At 72.8% G+C, this 26,290-nt stretch carries 21 protein-coding genes; 7 read left to right on the top strand and 14 right to left on the bottom strand.

Annotated elements, in window-relative coordinates:
- Window positions 1–16 precede the first annotated feature (16 nt).
- Window positions 17–820 (top strand): tryptophan-rich sensory protein, encoded by an 804-nt coding sequence (locus tag D7D94_RS08115; protein ID WP_156242134.1) that lies wholly within the window; start codon window positions 17–19, stop codon window positions 818–820.
- Window positions 821–825: 5 nt separating this feature from the next.
- Here D7D94_RS08115 and D7D94_RS08110 read toward each other — a convergent pair whose 3' ends face one another.
- The gene (locus D7D94_RS08110) at window positions 826–1,542 is read right to left on the bottom strand and encodes a LysR substrate-binding domain-containing protein (RefSeq protein WP_156242133.1); all 717 of its coding nucleotides are present in this window, start codon (window positions 1,540–1,542) and stop codon (window positions 826–828) included.
- A 188-nt stretch (window positions 1,543–1,730) separates the two neighbouring features.
- On the opposite strand from D7D94_RS08110, the gene D7D94_RS08105 reads away from it, so the two are divergent.
- On the top strand, window positions 1,731–2,138 hold the full coding sequence (locus tag D7D94_RS08105) for an LbetaH domain-containing protein (protein ID WP_156242132.1): 408 nt from the start codon (window positions 1,731–1,733) through the stop codon (window positions 2,136–2,138).
- 91 nt (window positions 2,139–2,229) lie between these two features.
- Here D7D94_RS08105 and D7D94_RS08100 read toward each other — a convergent pair whose 3' ends face one another.
- Both D7D94_RS08100 and D7D94_RS08095 read right to left on the bottom strand, forming a co-directional pair.
- Window positions 2,230–3,003: a DNA-formamidopyrimidine glycosylase family protein gene (locus tag D7D94_RS08100; RefSeq protein ID WP_156242131.1), complete on the bottom strand. Its 774-nt coding sequence runs from the start codon at window positions 3,001–3,003 to the stop codon at window positions 2,230–2,232.
- 1 nt (window position 3,004) lies between these two features.
- A complete protein-coding gene (locus D7D94_RS08095) occupies window positions 3,005–7,630 on the bottom strand; it encodes an ATP-dependent helicase (RefSeq protein ID WP_246171732.1) in 4,626 nt (1,541 codons plus the stop codon).
- A gap of 240 nt (window positions 7,631–7,870) precedes the next feature.
- On the opposite strand from D7D94_RS08095, the gene D7D94_RS08090 reads away from it, so the two are divergent.
- Window positions 7,871–10,501, top strand: a complete 2,631-nt coding sequence (locus tag D7D94_RS08090; protein WP_156242129.1) for a hypothetical protein — start codon at window positions 7,871–7,873, stop codon at window positions 10,499–10,501.
- A 220-nt stretch (window positions 10,502–10,721) separates the two neighbouring features.
- Here D7D94_RS08090 and D7D94_RS08085 read toward each other — a convergent pair whose 3' ends face one another.
- The 3 genes from D7D94_RS08085 to D7D94_RS08075 all read right to left on the bottom strand — a co-directional run bounded on the left by D7D94_RS08085 (window position 10,722) and on the right by D7D94_RS08075 (window position 13,758).
- Entirely contained in the window at window positions 10,722–12,338 is a 1,617-nt protein-coding gene (locus D7D94_RS08085) for an ABC-F family ATP-binding cassette domain-containing protein (RefSeq protein WP_156242128.1), read from the bottom strand.
- A gap of 284 nt (window positions 12,339–12,622) precedes the next feature.
- Window positions 12,623–13,054, bottom strand: coding sequence for a hypothetical protein (locus tag D7D94_RS08080; RefSeq protein WP_156242127.1), 432 nt, complete (start codon window positions 13,052–13,054; stop codon window positions 12,623–12,625).
- Window positions 13,051–13,758, bottom strand: a complete 708-nt coding sequence (locus D7D94_RS08075; RefSeq protein WP_156242126.1) for an alpha/beta hydrolase — start codon at window positions 13,756–13,758, stop codon at window positions 13,051–13,053. The genes D7D94_RS08080 and D7D94_RS08075 overlap by 4 nt, the downstream gene beginning before the upstream one ends.
- Window positions 13,759–13,845: 87 nt before the next feature.
- Between D7D94_RS08075 and D7D94_RS08070 the strand changes: the two genes are divergently transcribed.
- Both D7D94_RS08070 and D7D94_RS08065 read left to right on the top strand, forming a co-directional pair.
- Window positions 13,846–14,469 carry an NUDIX hydrolase family protein gene (locus D7D94_RS08070; RefSeq protein ID WP_156242125.1) on the top strand — a complete coding sequence of 208 codons (624 nt, stop codon included), beginning with the start codon at window positions 13,846–13,848 and terminating at the stop codon, window positions 14,467–14,469.
- Between the two features lie 174 nt (window positions 14,470–14,643).
- The gene (locus D7D94_RS08065) at window positions 14,644–15,549 is read left to right on the top strand and encodes a sulfite exporter TauE/SafE family protein (protein ID WP_156242124.1); all 906 of its coding nucleotides are present in this window, start codon (window positions 14,644–14,646) and stop codon (window positions 15,547–15,549) included.
- Between the two features lie 756 nt (window positions 15,550–16,305).
- Here D7D94_RS08065 and fdxA read toward each other — a convergent pair.
- From fdxA to D7D94_RS08025, 8 genes are all read right to left on the bottom strand, one after another.
- Window positions 16,306–16,626 carry a ferredoxin gene (gene fdxA / locus D7D94_RS08060; RefSeq protein ID WP_156242123.1) on the bottom strand — a complete coding sequence of 107 codons (321 nt, stop codon included), beginning with the start codon at window positions 16,624–16,626 and terminating at the stop codon, window positions 16,306–16,308.
- Window positions 16,623–17,969 carry an FAD-dependent oxidoreductase gene (locus tag D7D94_RS08055; RefSeq protein ID WP_156242122.1) on the bottom strand — a complete coding sequence of 449 codons (1,347 nt, stop codon included), beginning with the start codon at window positions 17,967–17,969 and terminating at the stop codon, window positions 16,623–16,625. The genes fdxA and D7D94_RS08055 overlap by 4 nt, the downstream gene beginning before the upstream one ends.
- Entirely contained in the window at window positions 17,966–18,760 is a 795-nt protein-coding gene (gene cobA, locus D7D94_RS08050) for a uroporphyrinogen-III C-methyltransferase (RefSeq protein WP_343032130.1), read from the bottom strand. The genes D7D94_RS08055 and cobA overlap by 4 nt, the downstream gene beginning before the upstream one ends.
- Window positions 18,753–20,120: a sulfate adenylyltransferase subunit 1 gene (locus tag D7D94_RS08045; RefSeq protein ID WP_156242120.1), complete on the bottom strand. Its 1,368-nt coding sequence runs from the start codon at window positions 20,118–20,120 to the stop codon at window positions 18,753–18,755. Before D7D94_RS08045 ends, cobA begins: the two co-directional genes overlap by 8 nt.
- Window positions 20,120–21,046, bottom strand: coding sequence for a sulfate adenylyltransferase subunit CysD (cysD, locus tag D7D94_RS08040; protein ID WP_173024258.1), 927 nt, complete (start codon window positions 21,044–21,046; stop codon window positions 20,120–20,122). The genes D7D94_RS08045 and cysD overlap by 1 nt, the downstream gene beginning before the upstream one ends.
- Window positions 21,043–21,786, bottom strand: a complete 744-nt coding sequence (locus D7D94_RS08035; protein WP_156242118.1) for a phosphoadenylyl-sulfate reductase — start codon at window positions 21,784–21,786, stop codon at window positions 21,043–21,045. The genes cysD and D7D94_RS08035 overlap by 4 nt, the downstream gene beginning before the upstream one ends.
- Window positions 21,783–23,519, bottom strand: a complete 1,737-nt coding sequence (locus D7D94_RS08030; protein ID WP_156242117.1) for a nitrite/sulfite reductase — start codon at window positions 23,517–23,519, stop codon at window positions 21,783–21,785. The genes D7D94_RS08035 and D7D94_RS08030 overlap by 4 nt, the downstream gene beginning before the upstream one ends.
- A 239-nt stretch (window positions 23,520–23,758) precedes the next feature.
- Window positions 23,759–24,259, bottom strand: coding sequence for a hypothetical protein (locus D7D94_RS08025; protein WP_156242116.1), 501 nt, complete (start codon window positions 24,257–24,259; stop codon window positions 23,759–23,761).
- Window positions 24,260–24,332: 73 nt separating this feature from the next.
- On the opposite strand from D7D94_RS08025, the gene D7D94_RS08020 reads away from it, so the two are divergent.
- Window positions 24,333–25,592 (top strand): sensor histidine kinase, encoded by a 1,260-nt coding sequence (locus D7D94_RS08020; protein ID WP_156242115.1) that lies wholly within the window; start codon window positions 24,333–24,335, stop codon window positions 25,590–25,592.
- 48 nt (window positions 25,593–25,640) lie between these two features.
- Complete coding sequence (locus D7D94_RS08015) at window positions 25,641–26,276, top strand: response regulator (protein ID WP_156242114.1); 636 nt, start codon at window positions 25,641–25,643, stop codon at window positions 26,274–26,276.
- The last annotated feature ends 14 nt before the right edge of the window (window positions 26,277–26,290 follow it).

The following is a 26,290-nucleotide window of genomic DNA, read 5'->3' as shown; positions in this document are numbered from 1 at the left end:
AAGTTAGCGTGGGCGCATGGACACGACGCGGAAGGCGGGAGGGCGGGACATCCTGCGGCAGGTCGCCGTGATCTCGGCCACCTGCTTCATGCTCGTCGCGGCCATGGTCGGCGTGGGCCTCTTCGGCGGCACGGCCGTGCAGGACCTGCAGGGCGGCGCGCTCGACGCCGACGCCTCGTATCTCGCTCCCGCTCGTCCCGCCTTCTCCATCTGGACCCCGATCTACATCGGCCTCGTGCTGTACGCGGTCTGGCAGGCGCTGCCGGGGCAGCGCGTCAACCCCCGGCAGCGTGCGATCGGATGGTGGATCGCCGCCTCCGAGGTGCTCAACGGCTGCTGGCTGCTCGCCGCGCAGTTCCTGAACCTCCCCGCCACCGTGGCGGTCATCTTCGCGCTCGCCGCCGTGCTCGCCGTCACCTTCCGGGTCGCCGTCCGCGCGCCGGGCGACGGCGTCGTCTCGGCGGTGCTCGTCGACGGTGTCACCGGTCTGCACCTCGGCTGGGTGACGCTCGCGACGGTGGCGAACACCGCCGCCTGGCTCACCCAGACGGCGCCCGCTGACTGGGCCGACGCCGCCGCCGTGTTCGGCATCGCCGTGCTCGCGGTGGTCGCGCTGATCGGCGTGGCCCTCGGATGGCGGGGGCGCGGCCGACTGGCGCCCGCTCTCGCGCTCGCGTGGGGGCTCTCGTGGCTCGCGGTGGGGCGGCTGTCGGACGAGCCCGCGAGCGCGGCCATCGGCGTCACCGCGGTCACGGTGGCCGTCATCGTGCTCGTCGCGGCCGTGGTGTTCCGTCTGAGCCGGGGAGCGCGGCGCGCATGAACGCCTCAGCGCGAGGAGTTCGCCGTCCGACCGCGGAGGATGCCCACGAAGTCCTGCACGTCGTCGGAGTCGCGGTCGCGCAGCCAGGCGAAGGCGACCGCGGAGACCGGCCCGCCGACGAGCGGACGGTACGTGACGTCGCGCCGGTGATGCAGCCGGGCGAGCGACATGGGAACGACGGTCACGCCGACGCCGGTGGCGACCGTCGCGATCGCGTCCTCGGTGGTGCCCGGCGCCTCGAAGACCGGCGGGATGGTGCCGGCCAGGTCGAGCGGCCCGAGGACGTCGTCCTTCGGGACGATGAGCACCGATCCCGCGAGGTCGGACGCCTCGAGCTCGTCGACGACCGTGAGGTCGGAATCGCTCGCGACGACCACGACGGGCAGCTCGTCGTACATCGCGATGACGTGGAGGCCGTCCTCCTCGAGCGGACGGCGCACGATCGCGGCGTCGACGCGGCCCTCGTCGAGAGCGGAGCGCTGCTCGGCGACGGCGAGCGGCACGAGCTCGAGATGCACGTGCGGCTTCCGCTCGTGCCATCGATCCACCCAGCGGCCCGGCGTCGCGCCCGGGATCACGCCCAGACGGAAGGTGCGCGGATCCTCGACGGGTGCGGGAGCGGGGCGCTGGACGTCCGCGCGTCTCGGCGTCGCGCTGCGCGTCGTCTTCCGCGGCTGCCGCGCGCCCCCACCGCGGGGTGCAGATGCCTTGCGGTGCGCCATCCCGTCAGCCTACGCGCGCGGGCGCCCGCGGGTGATCCGCCCAACCGAAACCGCCGATAACAACCAGAACGCCCCCGTCGAGACGGGGACACCGAGCAGCAGCGAGATTGTTCATTCACGGGAATACCTTCCGCGGGTGACGCGTTGTCTCAGGTGTCCGGCCTCGCCCGGGGCCGCAGAAGGGCATCGTGGGTAAGAACTACATCGACATCGAGAATGACCACGGCGAACAGCTGCGCTATCGCAAGCATGTGAACGGACGTGGACTGATCGCCACCGGTGCGAAGGTCCATCCCGACGCGCGTGTGGAAGCGGGCGCTTATGTCGAACCGGGGGCGCGGATCTCCGCGGGAGCGCGCGTCGCGAGCGGCGCGTGGATCGACTCCAACGCGCTCATCGGGCCGAAGGCGACGATCGAAGCGGGGGCCCACATCGGCCCCGGCGCCATGATCGGCGCGAGCGCTCACATCGGAGTCCGCACCAACGTGGGGGAGGGCGCGCGCGTCGCACCCGGATCCCGCATCGGCGACGACGAGACCATCCGCGAGGGCATGGCTGTCACCACCGACCGCAAGGGCTTCCTGCTCGCAGCGTGAAGCCTCGACGGCCCCGGCACCGCCGGGGCCGTCGTTCTGTCTCGGGTGGGCGAGCGCGTGAGAGCCTGAGCGCCTCAGGGCGTGCTCCGGCTCAGCTCTGGCAGACCGGACACCAGAAGGCGAGCCGCTCCTTCGTGGGGTCCGCGCCCAGATGCGTCATCCGGATCGGCGTGCCGCAGCGCCGGCAGGGCTTCCGCTCGCGTCCGTAGACCCACATCCCCTGGCCGGGGCGCGCGTCGCCCGTGAAGGTGCGCTTGCGCTCCTCCACATTGCGGCGGATGGTCCGCGCGCCCAGGGCGACGAGCGCCGCCGTGTCCACCTCCGCCATCGGGCGCGTGGGCAGCACGCCGCGGAGGAACAGGATCTCGTTCACGAAGACCGTGCCGAATCCCGCGACGTTCCGCTGATCGAGCAGCGCCACGTGCGCGGCGCGGGTGTCGGCGGCCAGGCGCCGCGCGGCCTCGTCCGGGTCCCAGTCGGGCCCGAGGGGATCGGGGCCGAGGTAGCCCACGGCCTGCTCCTCGTCGCGCGTGCGCAGCAGCTCGACGACGCCGAGCTCGAAGCCCACCGCCTCCACGCGCTCGACCGCGACGATCGCGCGCGCCTGGTACGCGGGACGGCGCCAGCGCGCGCCGTCGACGTACACGTGCCACTCGCCCTCCATGCGCAGGTGCGTGTGGAGGGTGTACTCGCCGATGCGGTGCAGGAGGTGCTTGCCGCGCGCGACGACGTCATGCACGGTCTCGCCGCGGAGGTCGGCCGTCGCCGCCTGCGGCACCCGCAGGTCGAAGCGCGTGACGACCCGACCGGCGAGCGCGGTGTTCAGCCGGCGTGCGGCGCGGTGGACGGTATCGCCCTCGGGCACGTCAGCTCCGTTCCTTGCGCAGCGTGAGGCCCTTCGTCGTCTCCACGAAGCCCGCCACCCGCAGCGCGCGCCCGAGGGCGGTGCCGAAGACGAACTCGCCGTTGACCTGCTCCACCGTCAGCGTCTCCAGGCGTCGAGCGCGGGCGGTGGCGACGAGGTCCGCGCAGGCGGCGGCGAGGCGCTCCTCGTCGTCGACGAACTGCAGCACGGTCCGGCCGCCGCGCTCGAGATACAGGATGAGCTCGCCGTCGATGAGCACGACCAGGCCGCCCGCCTTGCGTCCCGGGCGATGCTTGACCTGCTCGAGTGCCGGCCATCCGAGAGCCGCCCCGTAGGGGTTGGCGGGGTCGGTCGCGGCCAGGGTGAGGGGGCGCAGGGGCGCGGGGTCCGGCACGGACGCGAACTGCCGCAGGCGGTCGATCGTGGCCGAGGCGGCGAACTGCGCGGCGCCCAGCTGCTCGATGAGGTAGCCGCGTCGGCAGTGCCCGGCCTGCTCGAAGCCGGCGAGGATCCGGTACACCTGCGCGAACCCGCCTGGCACCTGCTCGCTCTGCACGGAGCCCCGCGTGACGACGCCGTACCGGTCGAGGAGGAGCGATGCGCTCGCTGTCGCGCGGACCGACGCGTCGGGTTCGGGCGCCGGGAGGAGGGACCACCGTCCGCCGAGCGCGGGCGGACGAGGCGGCGCGGCCATGGCCGTCGGCCGCAGGGCCACGCCGCGGTACATCCGCGCGCGCGGGGTGCGCCGTGCGACCTTGTGGCTCTGCGAGCCGCCGCCGAGCAGCGTCCGCAGCGGCGCGAACGTGTCGTTCGTCACGCGCCCCGACCAGACGAGATTCCACAGCGCCGCGACGACGGCCTGCTCGTTCTCGGCGCCGGTGGCCTCCCGCAGCTGGCTGGCGAAGTACGCGCCGCCGCCGGTCAGCGCCGCGACCAGCTGCGCCTCGAGCGACCCCTCGGCGAGCTCGCCCTCGGGGTCGGGTGCGGTGAACGGCACGGCGTCTGCCGGATGCAGCGCGACCCAGCCGTCGCGCCCCGGCAGCGAGCCGTGACCGGACCACACGACCTCGCCCGTCGCCGTCAGCTCGTCGAGCATCGCCGGCGTGTAATCGCGCACGCGGGAGGGGAGGACGAGCGACTCCCACGCGCTCGCGGGGATCGGCACGCCGGCGAGCTGGTCGATGACCGCGGCGACGCCGTCGATGCCCTCGAGCGGACGCGTCACGTGCTGCCAATCGGGCAGGAAGCGCGCGAACGCGTCGGGTGGCACCGGCTCGACGCTGCCGCGGAGCGCGGCGAGCGAGCGCATGCGGATGCGGCGCAGCGCCTCCGCGTCGCACCACTCCACCTCGTCGGACAGCGGCACGCCGTCGCGCTCGGGGAGGAAGAAGCCGCTCGAGAGCCGCCCCTGCGCCTCGAGCCGCTGCAGCGTGTGCCGGGCGACGGCCGCGCCGATGCCGAGCCGTGTCGCGACGGCGTCGGTGGTGAAGGGGCCGTGCGTGCGGGCGTAGCGCGAGACGAGGTCGGCGAGCGGGTCGGCGAGCGGCTCGAGGAACGCCACCGGCACGCCGACGGGAAGCGCCGTGCCGAGCGCATCGCGCAGGCGTCCGGCATCCTCGATCGCGGCGAACCGATCGGCTCCCGCGAACGAGACGCGGATGGCGCGGCGCGCGTCGACGAGGGCCGCCAGGTGACCGGAGGCGGCCGCCTCCAGAGCCGCGGAGTCTCGAACGGCATCGTCGCTCGCGCCATCCGGTGCCTCGAGGCGCTCGGCGACCTCGGCGACGCTGAGCGGTCCGAGGACGCGGAGGAGGTCGGCGACGCCCTCGAGCCCGCGTGCGTGGCGCTCGGGATCGAGTCGCTGGACCTCGCGCTCGTACTGGGCGAGGACATCCGGATCGAGGAGCTCGCGCATCTCGACCTTGCCCAGCAGCTCGCTGAGGAGCGCGGGGTCGACGGAGAGCGCGGCCGCGCGACGCTCGGCGAGGGGCGAGTCGCCCTCGTACATGAACGCGCCGACGTAGCCGAAGAGCAGCTCGCGGGCGAAGGGCGACGGCTGCGACGGCTCGGTCTCGATGAGGCGGATGCGGCGCTCGCCGATGCCGCGCGCGACGCGGAGGAGGGCGGGGAGGTCGTAGACGTCCTGGAGGACCTCGCGCAGCGTCTCGAGGATGATCGGGAAGGTCGGATGGCGCTTGGCCACCTCGAGGAGGGCTGCCGATCGCTGGCGCTGCTGCCACAGGGGCATGCGCTTGCCGGGGTTGAGGCGCGGCATGAGGAGGGCCCGCGCGGCGCACTCGCGGAAGCGCGAGGCGAACAGGGCCGACCCGCCGACCTCGTCGGTGACGATCTGCTCGAGCTCGTCGGGGTCGAAGACGAACAGCTCGGCGCCCGGCGGCTCGGCCTCGGTGTCGGGGATGCGCGCGATGATGCCGTCGTCGCTAGCGACCGCCGACCCCTCGACGCCCAGACGCTCGCGGATGCGCGCGTTGACCGCCAGCGCCCACGGCGAGTGCACGTGCATGCCGTAGGGGGAATGCAGGATGATGCGCCAGTCGCCGACCTCGTCGCGCCCGCGCTCGACGGTGAGGGTCCGGTCGGTCGGCAGCGTGCCGGTGGACTCGCGCTGCTCGGAGAGGTACGCGACGAGGTTCGCGCGGGCCTTGTCGTCGAGGCCGGCGTCGATCAGCCGCTGCTCGGCCTTCTCAGGGGCGCCGCTCGTGAGCTCGCGCGAGAACCTGCCCAGCGCCTCGCCGAGCTCGGCGGGGCGACCCAGGCCATCCCCGTGCCAGAACGGCACCTTGCCGGGCTGCCCGAAGGCGGGCAGCACGTTGACGCGGTCGTGGGTGATCTCGACGATGCGCCAGCTCGTCGTGCCGAGGGTGAAGACGTCGTTGACGCGCGACTCGTAGACCATCTCCTCGTCGAGCTCGCCGACGCGCGCGTTGGAGGTCTCGCCGGCCACGAAGACGCCGAAGAGGCCGCGGTCGGGGATGGTCCCTCCGCTCGTCACGGCGAGGCGCTGCGAGCCGGGGCGGCCGGTGAGGGTGCCGGCGTCGCGGTCCCACACGAGGCGCGGGCGGAGCTCGGCGAACTCGTCCGAGGGGTAGCGGCCGGCGAGCAGGTCGAGTGTGGCCTCGAACGCGCTGCGGGGGAGGGTGCGGAAGGGCGCGCTGCGGCGCACCGTCTCGTACCAGCGCTCGACCTCGATCTCGCCGAGTGCGGACGCCGCGACCGTCTGCTGGGCGAGGATGTCGAGCGGGTTCTGCGGCACGGCGATTGCCTCGATCTGGCCGTGCAGCATCCGCTCGGTGACGATGGCGGTGTGCAGCACGTCGCCGCGGTGCTTGGGGAAGAGCGCGGCGCGGCTGATCTCGCCGACCTGGTGCCCCGCGCGGCCTACGCGCTGCAGGCCGCTGGCGGCGCTCGGCGGCGCCTCGACCTGGATGACCAGGTCGACCGCGCCCATGTCGATGCCGAGCTCGAGGCTGCTCGTCGCGACCACGCAGCGGAGGACGCCGGACTTCAGCTCCTCCTCGACGATGGCGCGCTGGTCCTTCGAGACCGAGCCGTGGTGCGCCTTGGCGAGCACGGGCTCCGTGCCCGACGTCTGCCCGGCCTGCGCCATCATCGCGGCGGGGATGGACGGCTCAGGAGGGGCCATCCCCAGTCGCTCGGCGTAGATCTCGTTGAGGCGGCCGGTGAGGCGCTCGGCGAGGCGACGCGAGTTCGCGAAGACGATCGTGGAGCGGCGCTCGAGGACGCGGTCGACGATGGCCTCTTCGACGTGCGGCCAGATCGATCCCGTGATCTCGGTCGTCTCGGGAAGGAACCAGCCCTCGCCATCCTCGTCGTCTCCGGGCGGCGGGGGAGCCGCGGGGCCGACGGGAGGCGGGTTCTGCATGTCGTCGATCGGCACCGTGACGGTGAGCTCGAACGTCTTCGAGGCCTTGGGCGCCACGATCTCGACGGGCGCGGAGCCGCCGAGGAAACGCGCGACCTCGTCGATGGGGCGGACGGTCGCGGAGAGCCCGATGCGCTGCGCGGGCTCGTCGAGGAGGTCGTCGAGACGCTCGAGACTGACGGCGAGGTGCGCGCCGCGTTTGGTGGCGGCCACCGCGTGCACCTCGTCGACGATGACGGTGCGCACGCCGCGCAGCGTCTCGCGGGCCTGGCTCGTGAGCATGAGGTAGAGCGACTCGGGCGTCGTGATGAGCACGTCCGGCGGATGGCGGACGAGGCGCTGCCGGTCGGACGAGGGGGTGTCGCCCGAGCGGACCCCGACGCTGACATCCGGTGCGGCGACGCCGAGGCGGCGCGCGGCCTGGTTGATGCCGACGAGGGGCGAGCGGAGGTTGCGCTCGACGTCGACGCCGAGAGCCTTGAGCGGCGAGATGTAGAGGATGCGCGTGCGCTCGCCCTCCTCCTGCGCCTTCTCGCGGAACACCTGGTCGATGGCCCAGAGGAACGCCGACAGGGTCTTGCCGGATCCGGTGGGCGCCACGACGAGCGCGTGCCGCCCCTTCGAGATCGCGTCCCACGCGCCGCGCTGCGCGTCGGTGGGTGCGGCGAACGCGCCGCGGAACCACTCCCGCGTCGCCTCTCCGAATCGGTCCAGGACATCCACGTGACCATCCTCTCCCGCACCACCGACATCCGGCTCGGCTGTGGGCGGGTTCGCGGCTGGGTTCGAGGGTGGTGTCGGCCGGCCGGCAGGGGGGAGGAGATGTGCATTCGGGAGGAGAGGGTCGGAGATTCCTCCCTCCTGAGGGCACATCTCCTCCCGAATAACCGGTGCAACCGGAATTGCGGCTGTCGGTGGTGACGGCTATGAGTGAAGAGCACCCATGCACGAGAAGAGGCCAGCATGACCACCGAAGACGACGGAACGCGCGGCGACACCGCCGGACAGCGTCCGCCCGCCCCAACCCCTGATGCTGCGAGGGAGTACACGGTGCCGCCGCCGCCCGGCCAGGGAGCCGCGCCCGGCGCCACGGTGCCGCTGCCCGGTGCGACCATGCCGCTGCCCGACGCACCCGCGTTCGCAGCGGGCGCGCCCATGCCGCCTGCCCCGCGCCCGGTGCAGCTGCCGCGCGCGCTCATCCTCGGCGCGCTTACGACCGCCGGCGTCGCGCTCGCGGCGACCGTCGTCATGGGCCTGATCCTCGCGCTCGCGGCGGCAGCGCCGCTCGCGCAGGCGATGGAGTCGCTGGGCTCGGAGTACGGTGCCGGCTCGGGCCTCCCGTCCGAAGGCGCAGACGTCGGCGCCCTCCTCGGCATCGTGCTCGTCTTCGCGGGGATGGTGCTGGGCGGGGAGGTCTCCGTTGCCGCGAGCGGGTCGTCGGGATTCTTCTCCATCGCGGGCAGCGGCGCGCTGTGGCTCCTTCCGCTGCTGCCGGTTGCGATCGTCCTCGCGCTGACCGCGTGGTGGTCGTGGCGCAGCGAGCGGCGCGCGCCGCAGGCGTCGGTGTGGCATCGACTCATCGCGAGCGTCGCAGCGGGCCTCGTCGCGTCGCTCGTGCTGCTCCTGCTCATCGTCCTGCTCGCTCCGCGCACGGAGGAGGAGACCGGCGGTTTCGCCGTGACGAGTGCGGGCTTCCGGCTCGCGGCGGTCGGCACGCTGCTCATCGCGGCGGCGAGTCTCGCCGGCCGTGAGATCGCGCGGCGCACCGCCCCGGGCGAGGGTCTGCGCATCGGGTTCCGCCGGAGCCGCCGCGCCCTCCCGTCCTTCATCCGGGAGCTGCTCGCGCTCGCCGCGATCTTCACGGCGGTCTTCGCACCGCTCGTGATCGTGGGCGGCACCGTCGCGCTCATCCGCGAGGACGCGGCCTCGGCCAGCCCTCTGCTCATCCTGCTCTCGCTCAACATCGTCGCCCTGGTCGTCGTGCTCGCGCAGTTCGGGGGCGTGCAGGTGAGCGCCGGCACGACCGGCTTCAGCGGCGTCGACGAGCTGACCACCGTCTTCTCGGCCGGACAGTGGTGGCTGTGGCTGGCCGTTCTCGTCGCGCTCCTGACGGCGGCGTTCGCGGCGGTCTGGATCGGAACGCGTCGACCCCGACGCACGGGCCTCGACCTGACCCGCGCCTGGCGGCTGCCGCTCGCGGTGCTGGTGGGATGGATTCTGTTCGCGCTGCTCCTCTTCGGCGCGTCCACGGCGGCGTCCGGCAACGTCGTGCTGTTCTCCGGCGACGTCCACGCGAGCATCTCGATGGCGCTGTGGTCGCCGCTCGTGCTGCTGCTCTGGGCCGCCGTGATCGAGCTGGGCGCGCAGACCCTGCCCGCCCTCGTGTACGGCGTCTCGCCGAGGGCGCTGGAGCGCCTCGCGGGGCGCGACGCTGCGACGGAGTGGGTCGCGGGACCGCGTCCGGCGGCGCCGTTGGCGGCGGATGGCTCGGTGCCGGCGGGTGGGTCGGTCGCGGGTGCTCCCGGCTGGGGCGGACCTGGCGCGACCGGACCGGGAAGGGCCGCACCGGTCGACGGCGACACCGCGGCGTACGCTGCGGCTCCGGCTCGCCCGCTCAGCCCGCGCGCCAAGCGCACCCTCCTGTGGACGGGCGCCGGAGTGGGAGTCCTGGCGATCCTCGGGATCGGCGGCGCGATCGTGCTGTCGGCGCTGAACGGGGCGCGAGGCCCGGTGGCCGCGGCGGAGGAGTATGTCGCGCTCATCGCGGATGGTCGTGCCGAGGCCGCGAGCGAGCTCGTCGACCCGAACGTCGCGAACGCCGAGCGCGGACTCCTCACGGACGACGTGCTGGGCGCGGCGACGGAGCGAATCGAAGACGTGCGCGTCTCCGAGGGCACGGGGGATGGCGACACCCGGCTCGTGAACGTCGAGTACCGTCTCGATGGGGTCACGCAGACCGCGTCGCTCGAGGTCGAGCGCCTCGACAACGAGTGGCTGTTCCTCGAGCGGTGGCGCGTCGCCACGCCGCTGGTCGCCGAGGCTGCGGTGTTCGCCCCGGATAACCGTGGCGCCCGCATCGGAGAGACCGAGCTGCCGTTCGAGCAGGGCGGGCAGGCGTACGTGCACCTCTATCCGGCGGTGTACGAGGTCGAGGGAGCGGAGTCGGAGTTCTTCGAGGCTGACCCTGCGCGCCTCGTGGCGTCCACTTCACCGTCGGTCGACAGCGGGATGGCGCAGCTCGAGTACCGCCCCACCGATGCGCTCCAGGCGGAGGTCGAGGAGCAGGTGAAGACGCTCATCGACGGCTGCGCGGAGCAGACGGTCGGACAGCCCGAGGACTGCCCGTTCGGCGTGTACGTCTACCCCGACGACACCTCGGTCGCATGGAAGGTCACGGCGTACCCGAAAGTGGAGATCGCCGACGATGGGCAGTACTTCCAAGCCGACGGCGGCACCGCCGAGGCGACCTATGTCGACACCGGCTTCTTCTCGGATGACGAGGAGGTGACGGACGAGCAGAACATCTCGTTCTCGGGAGGAATCACGATCGACGGCGACGAGGTGACGATCACCGACGGCGGGTTCTGGTGGTGAGCACTCGGTGACGGCCGCCCCCTCGGGGAGGGGGCGCGCCATCCGCACCGCCGACACCCGGCTCGGCTGCGGGCGGGTTCGCGGCTGGGTTCGGCCGGCATCGGCCGACAGGGGGGAGGAGATGTGCATTCGGGAGGAGAGGCACGGAGATTCCTCCCTCCCGAGGGCACATCTCCTCCCGAGCGCACGGACGCACAGCCGGGCAGGGCGGGTGCCCAGCTCAGTGCGCGGGCACGCGCTCCGACAGGGCGCCGTCGCGCAGCTCGAGCTCGAGGTCCGGCGCGAGCCGAGCGAGGAACGCCTCGTCGTGACTCACGACGAGCACGGCACCGCGGTAGGCCCGCAGTGCCTCGAGCAGCTGCTCGGCGGTGTCGATGTCGAGGTTGTTCGTCGGCTCGTCGAGGATGAGCAGCTGCGGCGGCGGGTCGGCGAGCAGCAGGCGGGCCAGGGCGACGCGGAAGCGCTCACCTCCGGAGAGCGTGCGCACCGGTCGGTCGACCGTCGCGCCGCGCAGCAGGAACCGCGCGAGCCGGTTGCGGAGCTCGCGATCCGGCGTGTGCGGCGCGGCGGCCCGCACGACCTCGAGCACGGTGGCGTCCTCGTCGAGTCCGTCCACCCGCTGCGGCAGGTAGCCGACGTGCTCGACGTGCAGCTCCGCGGCGGGCTCCTGCCCGGGCACGTCCCCCGGCCCATGCCCGCGTCCGTCCCCCATCCCGAGCAGCGCGCGCAGCAGCGTCGACTTGCCGGCTCCGTTCGGGCCGGTGAGGGCCACGCGCTCCGCGCCCTGGATCACCCACGCGCGCTCGCCGCTGCGGAGCGTCGCGATCCGCCGCCCGGACGAGACGCCCGGGTCCGGCAGATCAATCCGCACCGCGTCGTCGTCGCGGAGGCGGCTCCCGGCAGTCTCCCGAGCCTCACGGGCCGCAGCCTCCTTCTCGCGCATCTCGGTGCTGAGGCGGCCCGCGGACACCTCCGCGGCCATCCGCCGGCCGTGCGCGACGATCTTCGGCACGCGTTTCTCGGCCTCGGCCTTGCGTGCCGTGCGGGCGCGCCGAGCGAGCTTCACCTCGGCCTCCACGCGCTGGCGCTTCTCCTTCTTCAGCGCCCTGTCCGCGTCGCGCTCGGCCTGCGCGGCGGCCTCCTGCTCGCCGTCGAGCCATGCCCGCCACTGCGAGTACGGCCCGCCGAACACCGTGAGCTCGCTGCCGTAGAGCTCGGCGGTGTCGTCCATGAGCTCCAGCAGCGCGAGGTCGTGCGAGACGACGACGAGCGCACCGCGCCACGCCCGCACCATCTCGTGCAGGCTCAGCCGGGCGTCGCGGTCGAGGTTGTTCGTCGGCTCGTCGAGCAGGGTGATCGCCGCCGCGCGCAGCCGGATGCCCGCGACCGCCACGAGCACCGCCTCGCCGCCGGAGAGCGTGCCGACGGTGCGGTCGAGCGCGTCGGGCGGAAGGCCGGCCTCGGCGAGGGCGACGTGCGCCCGGGCCTCGACGTCCCAGCCGTCGCCGACGGCGTCGAAGTGCGCGGGGTCGACGTCGCCGGATTCGATGGCCCGCAGCGCCGTGAGCGCGCGGCCGACGCCGAGCAGATCGGCGACGGGACGGTCGACGTCCAGCGTGAGCCGCTGCGGCAGGTACGCGACATCGCCGTCGCGCGCGATGTGCCCGGCGGTCGGCGCGAGTTCGCCGGCCGCCAGGCGCATCAGCGTGGACTTGCCCGATCCGTTGCGGCCGACGAGCCCGGTGCGACCGGCGCCGAACGTGCCGCTGACGCCGGACAGCGCGGCGGAGCCATCCGGCCAGGTGAAGGAGAGGTGATCGAAAGTGAGCGCGGGCATGGTGCCTCCGGTGTGCGAGTGGGGATGCACTGACACCGGACGCTCGCCGGTTACGGCGGGCGGCTCGTGGCGGGTCTGCGATCAGACCGGCCGGACTGCTCCGAGGGGAAGCGGCGAGCGTCGACGGTTCAGCGCGTGAGCGCGTGAGCGTCGATCAGCTTCAACGGCTTCTCCAGACCTCGGGAACAGGACGTCGACCACTGTACCCGGATGGCCGTGGCCGGGGAAGGGGGATGGCCGGCACGGCCGGATGGCCGATTCCCGGATCCGGGAAGGGGTGGCTGTCAGGCCTCGTCGCGAGTGCCTGCCTGCCGCCGCCCCGCGGTGCGGCCGCCCCACCACGACACGAGCGACAGCACGGCGGCGGCGGCAGCGAGCCAGAGACGAGGGCGAGCCGCCCCCGCCCGGACGAGGCCGTCGTGCATGCGGGCGTCCAGCGCCTCGCCGAGTTCTGCGAACCCGAGCACGGCGCCCGCCGCACCGGTGGTGATCCCCACGCGTGCGCCGGGCGAGACAGCGACATCGTCCTCACGAAGCGCGGTCCAGGCGACCCATGCCGTCAGAGCGGCGATCGCACCCCGGTAGGCGGCACGCCGCCCCGCCGTGAGCTTTCGCGGGTCGATGAGCGTGAGTCCTGCGGTCGCCGCCGTCGACACGAGTCCGTTCGCGACGCTGTTCACGTCGTTCAGCTGTGCCAGCACTCCGCGAATCCTCATGACTCCACGCTACCGATCCGGGGCGCCGATCGAGGCGCGTCCTGGAGAGCACCTGGCGCGCTCTTCTCCTCCGCCTGCTTCGTCAGGAACATCGACAGGTCGTCGAGCTCGCCGGGCGACACGGCGTGCCCGAGCCCCGGGTAGATCCGCCCCACGAGGTCGGCATGGCGGGGCAGCCAGTCGGTCGTGTGCACGACGAGCGCCTCGGGGATCACGGTGTCGACCGTGCCGCGCCCCCAGAACACGGACGGGCGCCGCTCGGCGAGCGACGCGTCGCCCTCGAGCTCGCCCGGCGTCGCGTACCCGGAGAGGTTGGCGCAGAACGCGAACCGCTCGGGTTCGAGCCGCATGGCCTGCAGCGCGACGGCCCCGCCCTGCGAGAATCCGATGAGGCCCACGGTCTGGTCCTCGCCGACCGCCTGCGCGAGCCACTCCAGGAACCGGCGCGCGCCATCCGTCGTTCTCGCGGCATCGCGGCTCTCGAGCCCCTCGATGGGATACCAGGCGTACCCCGGCTGCGGCCATGGCATGCCGAGCGGCGCGCGCACCGCGGCGTAGAGGAAGGCGTCGGGCAGCTGCCGCGCGAGGGCGAAGAGGTCGCGCTCGTCGGAGCCGTATCCGTGCAGCAGCACGACGACCGGGCGCCCGTCGCGGGGGCCGGTCCAGCGCACGGCGGCATCGTCCAGGGGAGGCGTCGCTTCCATGCCTCCATCGTGGCGCACACCACGGACATCCGCCTCGGCCAGCCCCGCCGTGCGGGGATTCCGCGGGGGAGGGGGTAGAAAGGACGCATGCCGGTCCGCACGCCTGACCCCGATCCCGAAGAGCTCCCCGACGAGCCGCGGCTGCCATCCGACCTGGGTGCCAGCGGCATCGGAGCGGTGCCCGGCGGGTCGTCGAACCCCGGATGGCTCAGCGAGTTCGAGCTCGAGTCCGTCCGCCGCCGGCTGCCGATGCTGTACGTCGAGGCGGTTCCGGTGCGCACGGATGGCGTGGGTCAGGTGACCGACGTCGGCATCCTGCTGCGCTCGACGAGCATGGGCGACCTCAAGCGCACGATCGTCTCCGGCCGGGTGCGGTACGGCGAGACCGTGCGAGATGCGCTCTTCCGCCACCTCGAGAACGACCTCGGGCCGATGGCGTTCCCGCTGCTGCCGCCGCAGCCCACGCCGTTCACGGTCGCGGAGTACTTCCCGATCCCGGGTGTGACGGCGTTCCACGACGACCGGCAGCACGCGGTGTCACTCGCGTTCGTCGTGCCGGTGACCGGCACGTGCGAGCCGCGTCAGGACGCGCTCGAGGTGACGTGGATGCCGCCCGAGGAGGCCGCATCCGACACGCTCGCCGCCGAGATGGAGGGCGGCCGTGGCTCCCTCATCCGGATGGCGCTGGCCTCGGTCGGCGCGCTGCGGTAGCGGGGGCCGCGCGGGCTTCGCGGTCGGCTTCGGGCGTCCGCGGGGCGGTTTCGGGGCGGTTGCACGCGGCGAGTGTTTCCTCGCGTGACAAGGTGTTTCGTCGCGTGTCGCGCGATGACGGACAGGACGTAACGTCTTACCGCGGCGGGGCCATCCGCCCCTAGCGTCGTCGGCATGCAGACACTCGTCCTCCTCGCCCTGATCGGCTTCGCAGCGCAGCTCGTCGACGGGGCGCTGGGGATGGCGTACGGCGTGACGTCGACGACGCTGCTGCTGACGGTGGGCGCCGCGCCCGCGGCGGCCAGCGCGTCCGTGCATCTCGCGGAGATCGGGACCACGCTCGCGTCGGGCATCGCGCACTGGCGATTCGGCAATGTCGACTGGCGCACGGTGCTGAAGATCGGGGTGCCCGGGGCAGTCGGGGCGTTCGCCGGCGCGACGTTCCTGTCGGGGCTGTCGACGGAGGCGGCGGCGCCGATCACGTCGGGGATCCTCCTCGCGCTGGGGTCGTACATCCTCGTGCGGTTCACGGTGCGCGGACTGCCGCGTCGGCGCGGGGACAAGCCGCTGCCGCTGGCGTTCCTCGCGCCGCTGGGCCTGGTCGGCGGCTTCCTCGATGCGTCGGGCGGCGGCGGATGGGGCCCGGTCGGCACGCCGGCGCTCCTCTCGAGCGGGCGCCTGGAGCCACGGAAGGTCATCGGGACGATCGACACGAGCGAGTTCCTCGTCGCGATCGCGGCGTCGGCCGGGTTCCTCGTGGGGCTCGGCACGGGCGGCTTCGACCTCGGCTGGGTGCTGACGCTGCTGATCGGCGGGGTGGCGGCGGCGCCGCTCGCGGCCTGGCTCGTGCGGAAGCTCCCCGCCCGCATCCTCGGCTCGCTGGTGGGCGGCCTCATCGTGCTCACCAACACGCGGACGCTGCTGCGCGCGACGGATGTCGACGCCGTGGTCGTCGGCTGGTCGCTCGTCGCGATCGCCCTGGTGTGGATCGCCGCGGTCGGATGGTCGCTGCGGGCGCACCGCGCGGAGCGTCGCGCGTCCGCGGCGCCGGCCGTGCAGCCCGCGCTCGTGGGGGAGTAGGGCGGGCCGGGCCCCGGCCGCGGGGTGCGGGCCCGTCGAGTGCGCCCGCCGCATCCCGCGAGACCTCGCGCCGGGTGCGAGACCTCCGTCGTCGGACGCGGTGTCGCGGCGGGGATGAGGTCTCGCGGTGCGGGGGCGGCGCGGGGCTAGCGTTCGTCGTCGACGCTAGTGCCGGGAGCGCTAGTCTCGCCGACCGGCGCTAGGGCTAGTGCTCGGAACGCTAGGGCTAGTGCTCCGAGCGCTGGTCCGGATGGCCGGAGCACGCCGCTCCCGTTCGCTCCGGTCTCGCGGCAGCGGACGGACACCCCTGCCGTAGGTGGTGGAGCGCGGTGAGGCTAGCGTTCGGAGCGCTCGTTCCGCGTGAGGCTAGTGCTCGTCGTCGAGGCTAGTGCGGGGAGCGCTAGTCTCGACGCCGAGCGCTAGGGCTAGCGCTCCGAGCGCTAGTCCGGATGGCCGGAGCACGCCGCTCCGTGGGGTTCCGGCTGCGAGAGGGCGGAGGAAACCGAACCCCCGCCCCCGCCCGGCCCTCGTGCCTCCGCCCGGCGCTCGTGCCCCCGCCCCGGGCACGCCCCGCGCCGTGCCCCCCGCGCCGCGCCCGGCACCCCCGGGCACGACGAAGGCCCCGGGCTGGAGAGCCCGGGGCCTACGTCGTGCTTCGCGAGACCTCACCCCGTGCGCGAGACCTCGGCCACACCCCGAGGTCTCGCGCCGGGGATGAGGTCTCGCGGGAAGCGGGCGAAGGAAAGACCCCCGCGCCTACTCGCCCTGCGGGGGCAGCGACGCCACCACCGGGTGGTCCTTAGCGATCACGCCGACCTTCGACGCGCCGCCGGGGGATCCGATGTCGTCGAAGAACTCCACGTTCGCCTTGTAGTAGTCCTGCCACTCGTCGGGCAGGTCGTCTTCGTAGTAGATCGCCTCGACCGGGCACACCGGCTCGCAGGCGCCGCAGTCCACGCACTCGTCGGGGTGGATGTACAGCGACCGCTCGCCCTCGTAGATGCAGTCCACCGGGCACTCATCGATGCAGGCGCGGTCCTTGACGTCCACGCACGGGAGCGCGATGACGTACGTCACGAGCGGGCGAGCGCGTCGGCGCGCGAGATCTCGACCTGGTCCTCGCGCGGCACGACCTTCACGCGCTCGCGCTGGTGCCGGTGCGTCTCGCCGAGGCCGCGCTCGTGCGCGTCGAGAGCGAGCCAGCCATCCCAGGTCGTGTACGCCACATCGCGCTCATCGAGCAGCGCGACGACGTCCGCGGTCGCAGGGGTCGGCAGCGCGCCGGCGGCAGCGTCCTCGACGAGGTGCTGCACGGTCTCCATCGCGTCGGACTTGGTGTGCCCGATGAGCCCGACGGGTCCGCGCTTGATCCACCCGGTCGCGTAGAGGCCCGGCTGCACGCGTCCCTCCACGTTCGGGATCACGCCGCGGGCGGCGTCGAACGGCGCGCCCTCGACGCGCGTGCCGTAGTACCCGACCGCGCGGTAGACCGCCTGCAGCGGGTAGTCCGCGAACTCCCCGGTGCCCACGACGCGGCCGTCTTCGAGGCGCGTGCGCTCGAAGCGCATCCCCTCGACGTGCTCGTCGCCGAGCACCTCCACCGGCGCGTGCCAGAAGTGCAGGTGCAGCCGGCGGAAGGCTCCGGTCGACTCGCGGCCGAGCCACGACGTCATGGTCCGCAGCATGATCTTCATCTGGTTGTTCGGCGCGGCCGCGGGGTCGACGCCCTCGAAGTCGGCCTCGTCGAGCACGATGTCGACGCCGCGCACCTCGCCGAGCTCGCGCAGCTCGATGGGCGTGAACTTGATGTCGGCGGGGCCGCGGCGTCCGAAGACGTGCACGTCGGTGACGGCCGAGCCCTCGAGGCCCTCGAGCACGTTGTCGGGCACCTCGGTCGAGCGGAGGTCCTCGGGTAGCTTCGCGAGCACGCGGGCGACGTCGAGCGCGACGTTGCCGTTGCCGATCACGGCGACCTGCTGCGCATCGAGCGGCCACGTGCGCGGCACGTCGGGGTGCCCGTCGAACCAGGCCACGAAGTCGGCCGCGCCGTACGAGCCCGCCTTCTCGATCCCCGGGATGGCCAGGGCCGCGTCCCGGATGGCCCCGGTCGCCAGGATGACGGCGTGGTACCGCTCCTGCAGCTCGTCGAGCGACACGTCGCGGCCGACCTCGACGTTGCCGATGAAGCGGATGCGGCCCGAGTCGAGCATCTCGTGCAGCGAGTTGACGATGCCCTTGATGCGCGGATGGTCGGGGGCGACTCCGTAGCGGATGAGCCCGTAGGGCGCGGGGAGCGACTCGAGCAGGTCGATCGAGACCGATCCTCCGGCCTCCTCCACGGCGTTCGCGAGGAGGTTGCCGGCGTAGATCCCGGCGGGGCCGGCGCCGACGATCGCGACGCGCAGGTTGTCGAGGCTCACAGGGCTGCCTTTCGTTCGGAGTCGTCGTGCAGGGCGTCGACGAGCTCGGCTGGTGCATAGGGGCTCACGGTCACCACGTCGCCGATCACGACGACGGCCGGGTTGCGCACCTTGCGCTCCGCCGCCTGGTACGCGATGGTCTGCAGGGTGCCGAAGGTGACGCGCTGACGGGGCCCATAACCATCCTCCACGATCGCCACGGGGCAGTCGCCGCCGCGGCGGCCGGCTCCCAGGACATGCGCGGAATGCGCGAGGGTGCCCACGCCCATGAGCAGCACGACGGTGTGGTCGCGGCCGCCGCCGACGTCGGCGATCTGGTCGTGTCCGGAGACGACCGTGAACGACGCGGCGAGCCCGCGCTGTGTGAGCGGGATGCTCGCGATGGCGGGCACGGATGTCGCGCTCGTCACCCCGGGGACGACCTCCACCTGCAGACCGGCGGCTCGGCAGCGGAGGAGCTCCTCGCCGCCGCGCCCGAAGATGAACGGGTCGCCGCCCTTCAGCCGCACGACGTCGCGCCCGGCGAGGGCGAGCTCCACGAGCAGCTCCGAGATCGCGTCCTGCGGGACCGGGTGGTGACCGGGGGTCTTTCCGACGTCGATGATCTCCGCGCGGATGGTCACGCCGTCGGCGACGAGGCCGTCGAGCACGCCGCGCGCGCCCAGCCGGTCGGCGACGATGACGTCGGCGCTCTCGATCGCACGGAGGCCGCGCAGCGTGAGCAGGCCCGCATCACCGGGGCCGGCGCCGACGAGGGTGACGATGCCCTCGCGGCCATCCGCCTCACTCATCGACGGTCCCGGCGGCGATGGTGTGGCCATCCGTCGGCCGGATGACGAGGAAAGAGCCGGACTGCCGCGAGACGCGGTACGGCTCGAGCGGCAGCGCCTCGGCGAGACGGATGCGCGCGCGGCCGATCTCGTTGGCGTTCAGCCGGTCGGCGGGCACGTGCGCGAGCGAGTCGAGGTCGCGGCGCTCGAGGATCTCGTCGACGATCGCCTGAACCGTCTTCGTGCCGTGCTTGACGAGCACGCGGGCGCCCTGGACGAGCGGGCGCTCGTCGAGGAGGAACAGCTGCGCGTCGATCTCGCGGGCGAGCTCGGGTGCTGCATCCTCCGCGACGAGCACGCTGCCGCGGGCGGCGTCGACGTCGTCGGCGAGGCGGATGGCCACGGACTGTCCGGCCGACGCCTCGAAGACCTCGGTGCCGGCGATCTCCACGGCCGTGACGGTCGTCGAGATGTCCGCCGGCAGCACGCGCACCCGGTCGCCCGGACGGACGACGCCGGACGCGATCCGTCCGGCCGACGCACGGTAGTCGCGCAGGCGCTCCACCGCGTCGGGGTCGGCCGCGACGACGTCGGGCGACAGGCCGCCCTGCGGACGCAGCACGAGCTGCACGGGGAGGCGGAACGGCTCGAGCTCGCGCTCCTCCGCGTCGGCTCCCGGGAGCTCCTCGAGGAGCTGCAGCAGCGACGGACCGGTGTACCAGGGCGTGCGCGGCGAGCGCTCGACGATGTTGTCGCCCTCGAGCGCCGACACCGGCAGCACGTGCACGTCGACGATGCCGAGCTCGGCGGTCACCTCGCGCACCTGCCGCTCGACGGGCGCGAACGACTCCTCCGCGTAGTCGAGGAGGTCGATCTTGTTCACCGCGACGATGACGTGCGGCACCCGCAGGAGCGCCGTCACCGCGAGGTGGCGCCGCGTCTGCTCGAGCACGCCCTTGCGGCCGTCGATGAGCACGACGACGGCGTCGGCGGTCGTCGCGCCGGTGACCATGTTGCGCGTGTACTGCACGTGCCCGGGGCAGTCCGCGAGGATGAAGCTGCGCTCGGCCGTCGCGAAGTAGCGGTACGCGACGTCGATCGTGATGCCCTGCTCGCGCTCGGCGCGCAGGCCGTCGGTCAGCAGCGCGAAGTCGATGCCCTCGGCGCCCGCGAAGCCGCGCTCGCGGGAGGTGCGCGCGACCTGCTCGAGCTGGTCCGCGAGGATGGCCTTGGAATCGTGGAGAAGTCGGCCCACGAGGGTGGACTTCCCGTCATCCACGGATCCCGCGGTGGCGAACCGGAACAGGGTCGAGGGGGCGAGCGCGGTGCGCGCGGCGAGCTCTTTCGTGTCGAGCTCTGTGGGGTCGAGCGCTGTGCTCATCAGAAGTATCCGTTCTTCTTGCGGTCTTCCATGGCCGCTTCGCTGATCCGGTCGTCGGCGCGCGTGGCGCCGCGCTCGGTGAGGGTGGACACGGCGACCTCGGCGACGATGTCGGAGATGCCGGCGGAGGCGGATTCGACGGCGCCCGTGCAGCTCATGTCGCCCACCGTGCGGTAGCGGACGGTTCGACGCTCCACGGTCTCGTCGGGACGCGGCTCCGAGAACGGGCCCACGGCCATCCACATGCCGTCGCGGCGATACACCTCGCGCTCGTGCGCGAAGTAGAGGGGCGGGAGGGCGATGCCCTCGCGCTCGATGTAGCGCCAGATGTCGAGCTCGGTCCAGTTCGAGATCGGGAAGACCCGCACGTGCTGGCCTGGGGTGTGGCGGCCGTTGTAGAGGCTCCAGAGCTCGGGGCGCTGGTTGCGCGGGTCCCACTGGCCGAACTCGTCGCGCAGGGAGAAGATGCGCTCCTTCGCCCGGGCCTTGTCCTCGTCGCGGCGTGCGCCGCCGAAGACCGCGTCGTGGCGGCCCGCGGCGATCGCGTCGAGGAGCGGCTGCGTCTGCAGCGGGTTGCGCGTGCCATCCGCCCGCTCGAGGAGCCGCCCGTCGTCGAGGTAGTCCTGCACGCGCGCGACCTCGAGGTGGAGGCCGAGGCGCGCGACGGTCTCGTCGCGGAAGCGGATGACCTCGGGGAAGTTGTGCCCCGTGTCGACGTGCAGCACCGAGAACGGCACGCGGCCGGGCAGGAACGCCTTGGCCGCGAGGTGCAGCACGACGACCGAGTCCTTGCCGCCGGAGAAGAGCAGCACGGGGCGCTCGAACTCCGCGACGACCTCGCGGATGACGTGGATGGCCTCGGCCTCGAGCAGGTCGAGGGTCGACAGGCGGGCGGATGGCTGGGGTGCCGTCAGGATGTCGCTCATGTGTGGAGTCCGCATTCGGTCTTGTCGAGTCCGGCCCAGCGGCCGGAGCGGGGATCTTCGCCCGGGGCGACGGGCTTCGTGCAGGGGCGGCATCCGATGGACGGGTAGCCGAAGTCGAGCAGCAGGTTCATGGGCACGTCGTGCAGCGACGCATACGCGCGCAGGTCCTCCCACGACCAGGCCGCCACCGGGTTCACCTTGACGAGACCGTTCTTCGCGTCCCACGTGACGAGCGGGGTGCCCGTGCGCGTGGGGGCCTCGTCGCGGCGGACGCCCGTGAACCACACCTCGTATCCCTGCAGGGCGTCGTGGAGTGGGGCGACCTTCCGCAGCGCGCAGCAGCGGGCGGCGTCGCGCGCGAAGAGGTCGGCGCCCAGCGTCGCCTCCTGCTCCGCGATGGTCTGCTCGGGCAGCACGTCTACGATGCGCACGTCGAGGCGGCGGGCCACCTCGTCGCGCGTGGCGACGGTCTCGACGAAGTGGTAGCCGGTGTCGAGGAACAGCACGTCGACACCGGGGAGATGCTCGGCGACGAGATGCGGCAGGGCCGCATCCGCCATCGAGCAGGCGACCGCAGCGGCCCCGGTGTCGAAGGTGCGCGCGACCCACTCCACGACGGCGGCGGGCGTGGCCTCGCGCTCGGTGAGGCTGCCGAGCTCGGCGGCGCCGGCCTCCGCGATGGCCTGCAGCTCGGCGGCCGAGCGGCGCGTCTGCACGCGCGGGGCGAGGCTGACGGTCATCGCAGCACCTCCTCGTCCACCCGGTGCGCCCACTGCGCGAAGCTCTCCTCGCCGACGCGGTCGGCGGCGAACCGGCTCGCGACGCGCTCGACGTAGTCCGCGATGCCGGTGGCCGAGACCTTCAGGCCGCGCACGGTGCGGCCGAGGCCGGCCTCGTCGCGCTCGTTCGAAGCCAGCCCGCCGCCGAGGTGCACCTGGTAGCCGGGCACCTTGTTGCCCTCGTCGTCGGTGATGATCTGACCCTTCAGCCCGATGTCGGCCGTCTGGATGCGCGCGCAGGAGTTCGGGCAGCCGTTGACGTGCAGGCTGAGCGGCGCGTCGAGGTCGAGGTCCGCGAGGCGCTCCTCGAGTTCGAGCACGGCCTTCCGCGCGTTCTCCTTGGTCTCGACGATCGCGAGCTTGCAGAACTCGATGCCGGTGCAGGCGATGGTGCCGCGGCGGATGAGGCTCGGTCGCACGCTCAGCCCGAGGGCGTCGAGCCCCGCGATGAGCGGCTCCACACGGTCCTCCTCGATGTCGAGGAAGACGAACTTCTGGTGCGGGGTCGTGCGCAGGCGCGTCGACCCGTGCGCCTCGAGCAGATCGGCGAGCGCGGTCAGCTGCTCACCCGAGGTGCGCCCGACGATCGGCGTCGCGCCGACGTACCTCCGGCCATCCTTCTGCCGATGCACGCCGACGTGGTCGCCGATTGTGAGCGGCTTCGGAGCGGCGGGGCCGTCGGCGAGGCGGTACCCGAGGTACTCGGTCTCGAGCACGTCGCGGAACTTCTCGATGCCCCAGTCCGCGATCAGGAACTTCAGCCGCGCCTTATTGCGCAGGCGCCGGTAGCCGTAGTCGCGGAAGATGCTGGCGACGCCGTGCCAGACCTCGGCGACCTGATCGGGAGCGGCCCACGCGCCGAGGCGCTCGCCCAGGCGCGGGACGGCCGCGAGCGCACCGCCCACCCACACGTCGTAGCCGATGCCGAGCTCGGGGTGCGTGACGCCGACGAAGGCGACGTCGTTGATCTCGTGGACGACGTCCTGGCTCGGGTGCCCCGTGATCGCGGTCTTGAACTTGCGGGGGAGGTTGGCCAGCTCGGGGTCGCCGATGAAGCGGCTGGTGATCTCGTCGATCTGCGGCGTCGGGTCGATGAGCTCGTCGGCGGCGATGCCCGCCACGGGGGAGCCGAGCACGACGCGCGGCACGTCGCCGCAGGCCTCGGTGGTCGAGAGCCCGACGGCCTCGAGGCGGCGCCAGATCTCCGGCACGTCCTCGACGCGCACCCAGTGCAGCTGGATGTTCTGCCGATCGGTGAGATCCGCGGTGTCGCGGGCGAAGTCCGTCGAGATGCCGCCGATCGTGCGCAGCTGCTCGGTCGTCAGCTGCCCGCCGTCGATCCGGACCCGCAGCATGAAGTACTCGTCCTCGAGCTCGTGCGGCTCGAGGGTGGCGGTCTTCCCGCCGTCGATGCCGGGCTTCCGCTGGGTGTAGAGGCCCCACCAGCGGAAGCGCCCGTGCAGGTCCGTCGGGTCGATGGAGGCGAACCCGCCCTGCGCGTACACGTTCTCGATGCGCTCGCGCACGTTCAGGCCGTTGTCGTCCTGCTTGAACTGCTCGTTCGCGTTGAGCGGCTCGGTGCCGTCGACCTTCCACTGGCCGTTCGGCTTGTCGGATGGCCGGGGCGGGCGGATGCGCGCACCGCGCGCCGGTGCCGCGGCCGGGGCCCGCGTCTCGGTCTCGCTCAGGGTCATGCTCGTCTCCGCTCGCTGAATGTGGATCGAGCCTAGGGAGCGCGTCCGGAGCGGCCGAGGGGTGTCGCAACACCCCGTCACACGTTCCGACACATGCCGTCACACGCCGTCACGGAAGTACATCTAGGGGTGCTCTCGCCCCCGTCCGGACGTTGAGCGACCGAGCGCCAGCGAGGGAGACGAAACGGGGTGGGCCGTTGTCGAGAACCGGTTGCGGCGTTTCGTCTCGCTTCGCTCGCTCAACGTCCGGGGTGGTCGTGGCCCCGTCCATCCGGACCGGGCGCGACTCGGACCGGCCAGGTGGGAGGCGCATCGAGTCGGTCGGCCCGCGCGAAGGCGTGCTGACGCCCGAGGGCGACGGAGCCGCCGGCGAGGGCGATCGTCACCAGACCCAGCGTCGTGAACGTGAGACCGAAGCCGTGGTTCAGAGCATCGAACAGGCGAACGGCGGCGAAGCCGACCGCGAGGCCGTAGAGGGCGAAGACGGCGAGGTGGATCCAGCGCGCGCGGACCCCGCGGAGGGCGAAGCCGATGAGGGCCGCGAGCGGCGTGCCGACGACGGCGGCGCCGAGGGAGAACGGCACGGAGTAGATCAGCGCGAACACCGCGGCGGCCTGCATGGTCAGTGCGTAGAAGAGGGTCGAGGAGCCGAGGAACCAGAGGACCGCGCGCAGGGCTCCGAACAGCAGCTCGCCGCGGGTGAAGGCGGCGGGGTGCTCGGGCGTGCGCGGCGACGGCATACCGCGAGCGTATCGGGCGGGATACATCCGCAGACGGATGTCCGGCGCCGCTGCTCCTCGTAACGTGGACATGATGGACGAGCTGCAGACGGACACCCCGCGAGCCCGCTTCCGCGGACTCTTCCGCCGCGTGTCGACGGCGCAGTGGATCGTCGACGGATTCGTGGGGGCGTTCTTCCTGCTCGGATCGGCCGTCCTTCTGCCGACCTACTACGAGGGCTTCCTGATCGCCACCGGGGTCATGACGTTGACGTTCATGACCGTGGCGCTCATGCTCAGCCGCTGCTCCCCGCCTCTCGCGCTCACGGTCGCATGGTTCGGGGCGGTCGCGCAGATGGCGACCGGCCAGCAGCCGATGGCGGCGAATCTCGCGATCTTCGTGGTGCTCTTCGCGACCGCGGCGTACGGGTCCCGGTTCGTGTTCTGGGCCGGCTTCGCGTCGGCGTTCCTCGGGGCGCTCCTCATCGCGCTGTATCTGTTCCTGCTGGCACCGGGGCTGTCGGGCGTCGGCATCGTCACCCCCGATGTCTGGACGCAGGACTCGACCTTCGCGTTCCTGTTCTCGATCGCGCTCGTCTTCGGGTTCTCGGTGTTCAGCCTGCTGCTGGCGTGGACGTTCGGCGCGCTGTTCCGCGTCGTCATCCGCAACCGCGAGACGCGCCGCGCGCAGCTCGTGGCCGAGGAGCGGGCGACCGCGGAGGAGGAGCGCGGCCGCATCGCGCGCGACATGCACGACGTCGTCGCGCACTCGCTCGCGGTCGTCATCGCGCAGGCCGACGGCGCGCGGTATGCCGCGGCGGCCGATCCGGATGCGGCTGCCGCGGCGTTGAAGACGATCAGCCAGACCGCGCGCTCGGCGCTGTCGGATGTCCGGATGCTGCTCACGCAGATGCGTCACAGTCAGGCGGAGGGTCCGCAGCCGACCATCGCCGACCTCGAGGAGCTGTACGCGCAGGTGCGGGCGGCCGGCGTCGACCTGCGCGTGACGGTGGACCCCGTGCCGCCGGCGGAGCCGCCGGCGTCGGTGCAGCTCGCGGTGTACCGGATCCTGCAGGAGGCCACCACGAACGCCCTCCGTCACGGCGACGGCGGTCCCGTCGACGTGAACCTCGCGTGGCTGCCCGATCACGTCGCGCTGCAGGTGCGGAACGGCCGCGCCGCCGCCGAGCCCCGGCCCCTCGTCGGCGCTCGCACGGGGGTGCTGCACGCGCCGCCCGCGACGACGGGGCACGGGCTCATCGGCATGCGCGAGCGGGCCGATCTCGTCGGCGGTCGCCTCGAGGCGGGTCCGGATGGCGAGGGCTGGCTCGTGCGCGCGACTCTCCCGGTGTGAGGCGGGCTGGCAGGGTGGAAGGCGAAGCGTGAGGGAAGAGGAGACCGGATGATCAGGGTCGTGCTCGTGGATGATCAGGCGCTGTTCCGCGCGGGCATCCGGATGGTCGTGGCCTCGCAGCCCGACCTCGAGGTCGTGGGCGAGGCGGGCGACGGGCAGGAGGCCATCGCCGTCGTGCGCGCGACGCGTCCGGACGTCGTGCTCATGGACATCCGCATGCCGGTCATGGATGGCCTCGCCGCGACCTCGCGCATCCTCACGGAGCCGAATCCGCCGAAGGTGGTCATGCTCACCACCTTCGACCTCGACGAGGCCGCAGCGCGGGCCATCCGGGAGGGGGCGAGCGGATTCCTGCTGAAGGACGCCGATCCGGAGTTCCTGCTCGCGGCCATCCGCACCGTGCACGCGGGGTCGTCGGTGATCGCGGCGTCGGCCACACGCGAGCTCTTCGCGCACTTCGCCGAGGCGCCGCAGCCCGCGCCCCCCGCCTTCGCCGACCTCACCGAGCGCGAGAAGGAGATCTTCGCGCTCGCCGCTCGGGGGCTCAGCAATGCCGAGATCGCGCAGCGCGAGTTTCTCAGCGAGGCGACCGTGAAGACGCACATCAGCCGCATCCTGTCGAAGCTCGCGCTGCGCGACCGCGTGCAGCTCGTCGTCTTCGCGTTCGAGCACGGGCTGGCCTGAGGCGCGCATCACGT

It is taken from the genome of Microbacterium oryzae (genome assembly GCF_009735645.1).
Taxonomy (GTDB): domain Bacteria; phylum Actinomycetota; class Actinomycetes; order Actinomycetales; family Microbacteriaceae; genus Microbacterium; species Microbacterium oryzae.
This window is presented reverse-complemented; position numbering and strand designations above follow the sequence as displayed.

Bases quoted from the DNA above. Each gene is read 5' to 3' on its own strand.
- D7D94_RS08115 (WP_156242134.1), top strand. From the start codon at position 17: ATGGACACGACGCGGAAGGCGGGAGGGCGGGACATCCTGCGGCAGGTC.
- D7D94_RS08110 (WP_156242133.1), bottom strand. From the start codon at position 1,542: ATGGCGCACCGCAAGGCATCTGCACCCCGCGGTGGGGGCGCGCGGCAG.
- D7D94_RS08090 (WP_156242129.1), top strand. From the start codon at position 7,871: ATGACCACCGAAGACGACGGAACGCGCGGCGACACCGCCGGACAGCGT.
- D7D94_RS08085 (WP_156242128.1), bottom strand. From the start codon at position 12,338: ATGCCCGCGCTCACTTTCGATCACCTCTCCTTCACCTGGCCGGATGGC.
- D7D94_RS08080 (WP_156242127.1), bottom strand. From the start codon at position 13,054: ATGAGGATTCGCGGAGTGCTGGCACAGCTGAACGACGTGAACAGCGTC.
- D7D94_RS08075 (WP_156242126.1), bottom strand. From the start codon at position 13,758: ATGGAAGCGACGCCTCCCCTGGACGATGCCGCCGTGCGCTGGACCGGC.
- D7D94_RS08070 (WP_156242125.1), top strand. From the start codon at position 13,846: ATGCCGGTCCGCACGCCTGACCCCGATCCCGAAGAGCTCCCCGACGAG.
- D7D94_RS08065 (WP_156242124.1), top strand. From the start codon at position 14,644: ATGCAGACACTCGTCCTCCTCGCCCTGATCGGCTTCGCAGCGCAGCTC.
- cobA (WP_343032130.1), bottom strand. From the start codon at position 18,760: ATGAGTGAGGCGGATGGCCGCGAGGGCATCGTCACCCTCGTCGGCGCC.
- D7D94_RS08045 (WP_156242120.1), bottom strand. From the start codon at position 20,120: ATGAGCACAGCGCTCGACCCCACAGAGCTCGACACGAAAGAGCTCGCC.
- cysD (WP_173024258.1), bottom strand. From the start codon at position 21,046: ATGAGCGACATCCTGACGGCACCCCAGCCATCCGCCCGCCTGTCGACC.
- D7D94_RS08035 (WP_156242118.1), bottom strand. From the start codon at position 21,786: ATGACCGTCAGCCTCGCCCCGCGCGTGCAGACGCGCCGCTCGGCCGCC.
- D7D94_RS08030 (WP_156242117.1), bottom strand. From the start codon at position 23,519: ATGACCCTGAGCGAGACCGAGACGCGGGCCCCGGCCGCGGCACCGGCG.
- D7D94_RS08025 (WP_156242116.1), bottom strand. From the start codon at position 24,259: ATGCCGTCGCCGCGCACGCCCGAGCACCCCGCCGCCTTCACCCGCGGC.
- D7D94_RS08020 (WP_156242115.1), top strand. From the start codon at position 24,333: ATGGACGAGCTGCAGACGGACACCCCGCGAGCCCGCTTCCGCGGACTC.
- D7D94_RS08015 (WP_156242114.1), top strand. From the start codon at position 25,641: ATGATCAGGGTCGTGCTCGTGGATGATCAGGCGCTGTTCCGCGCGGGC.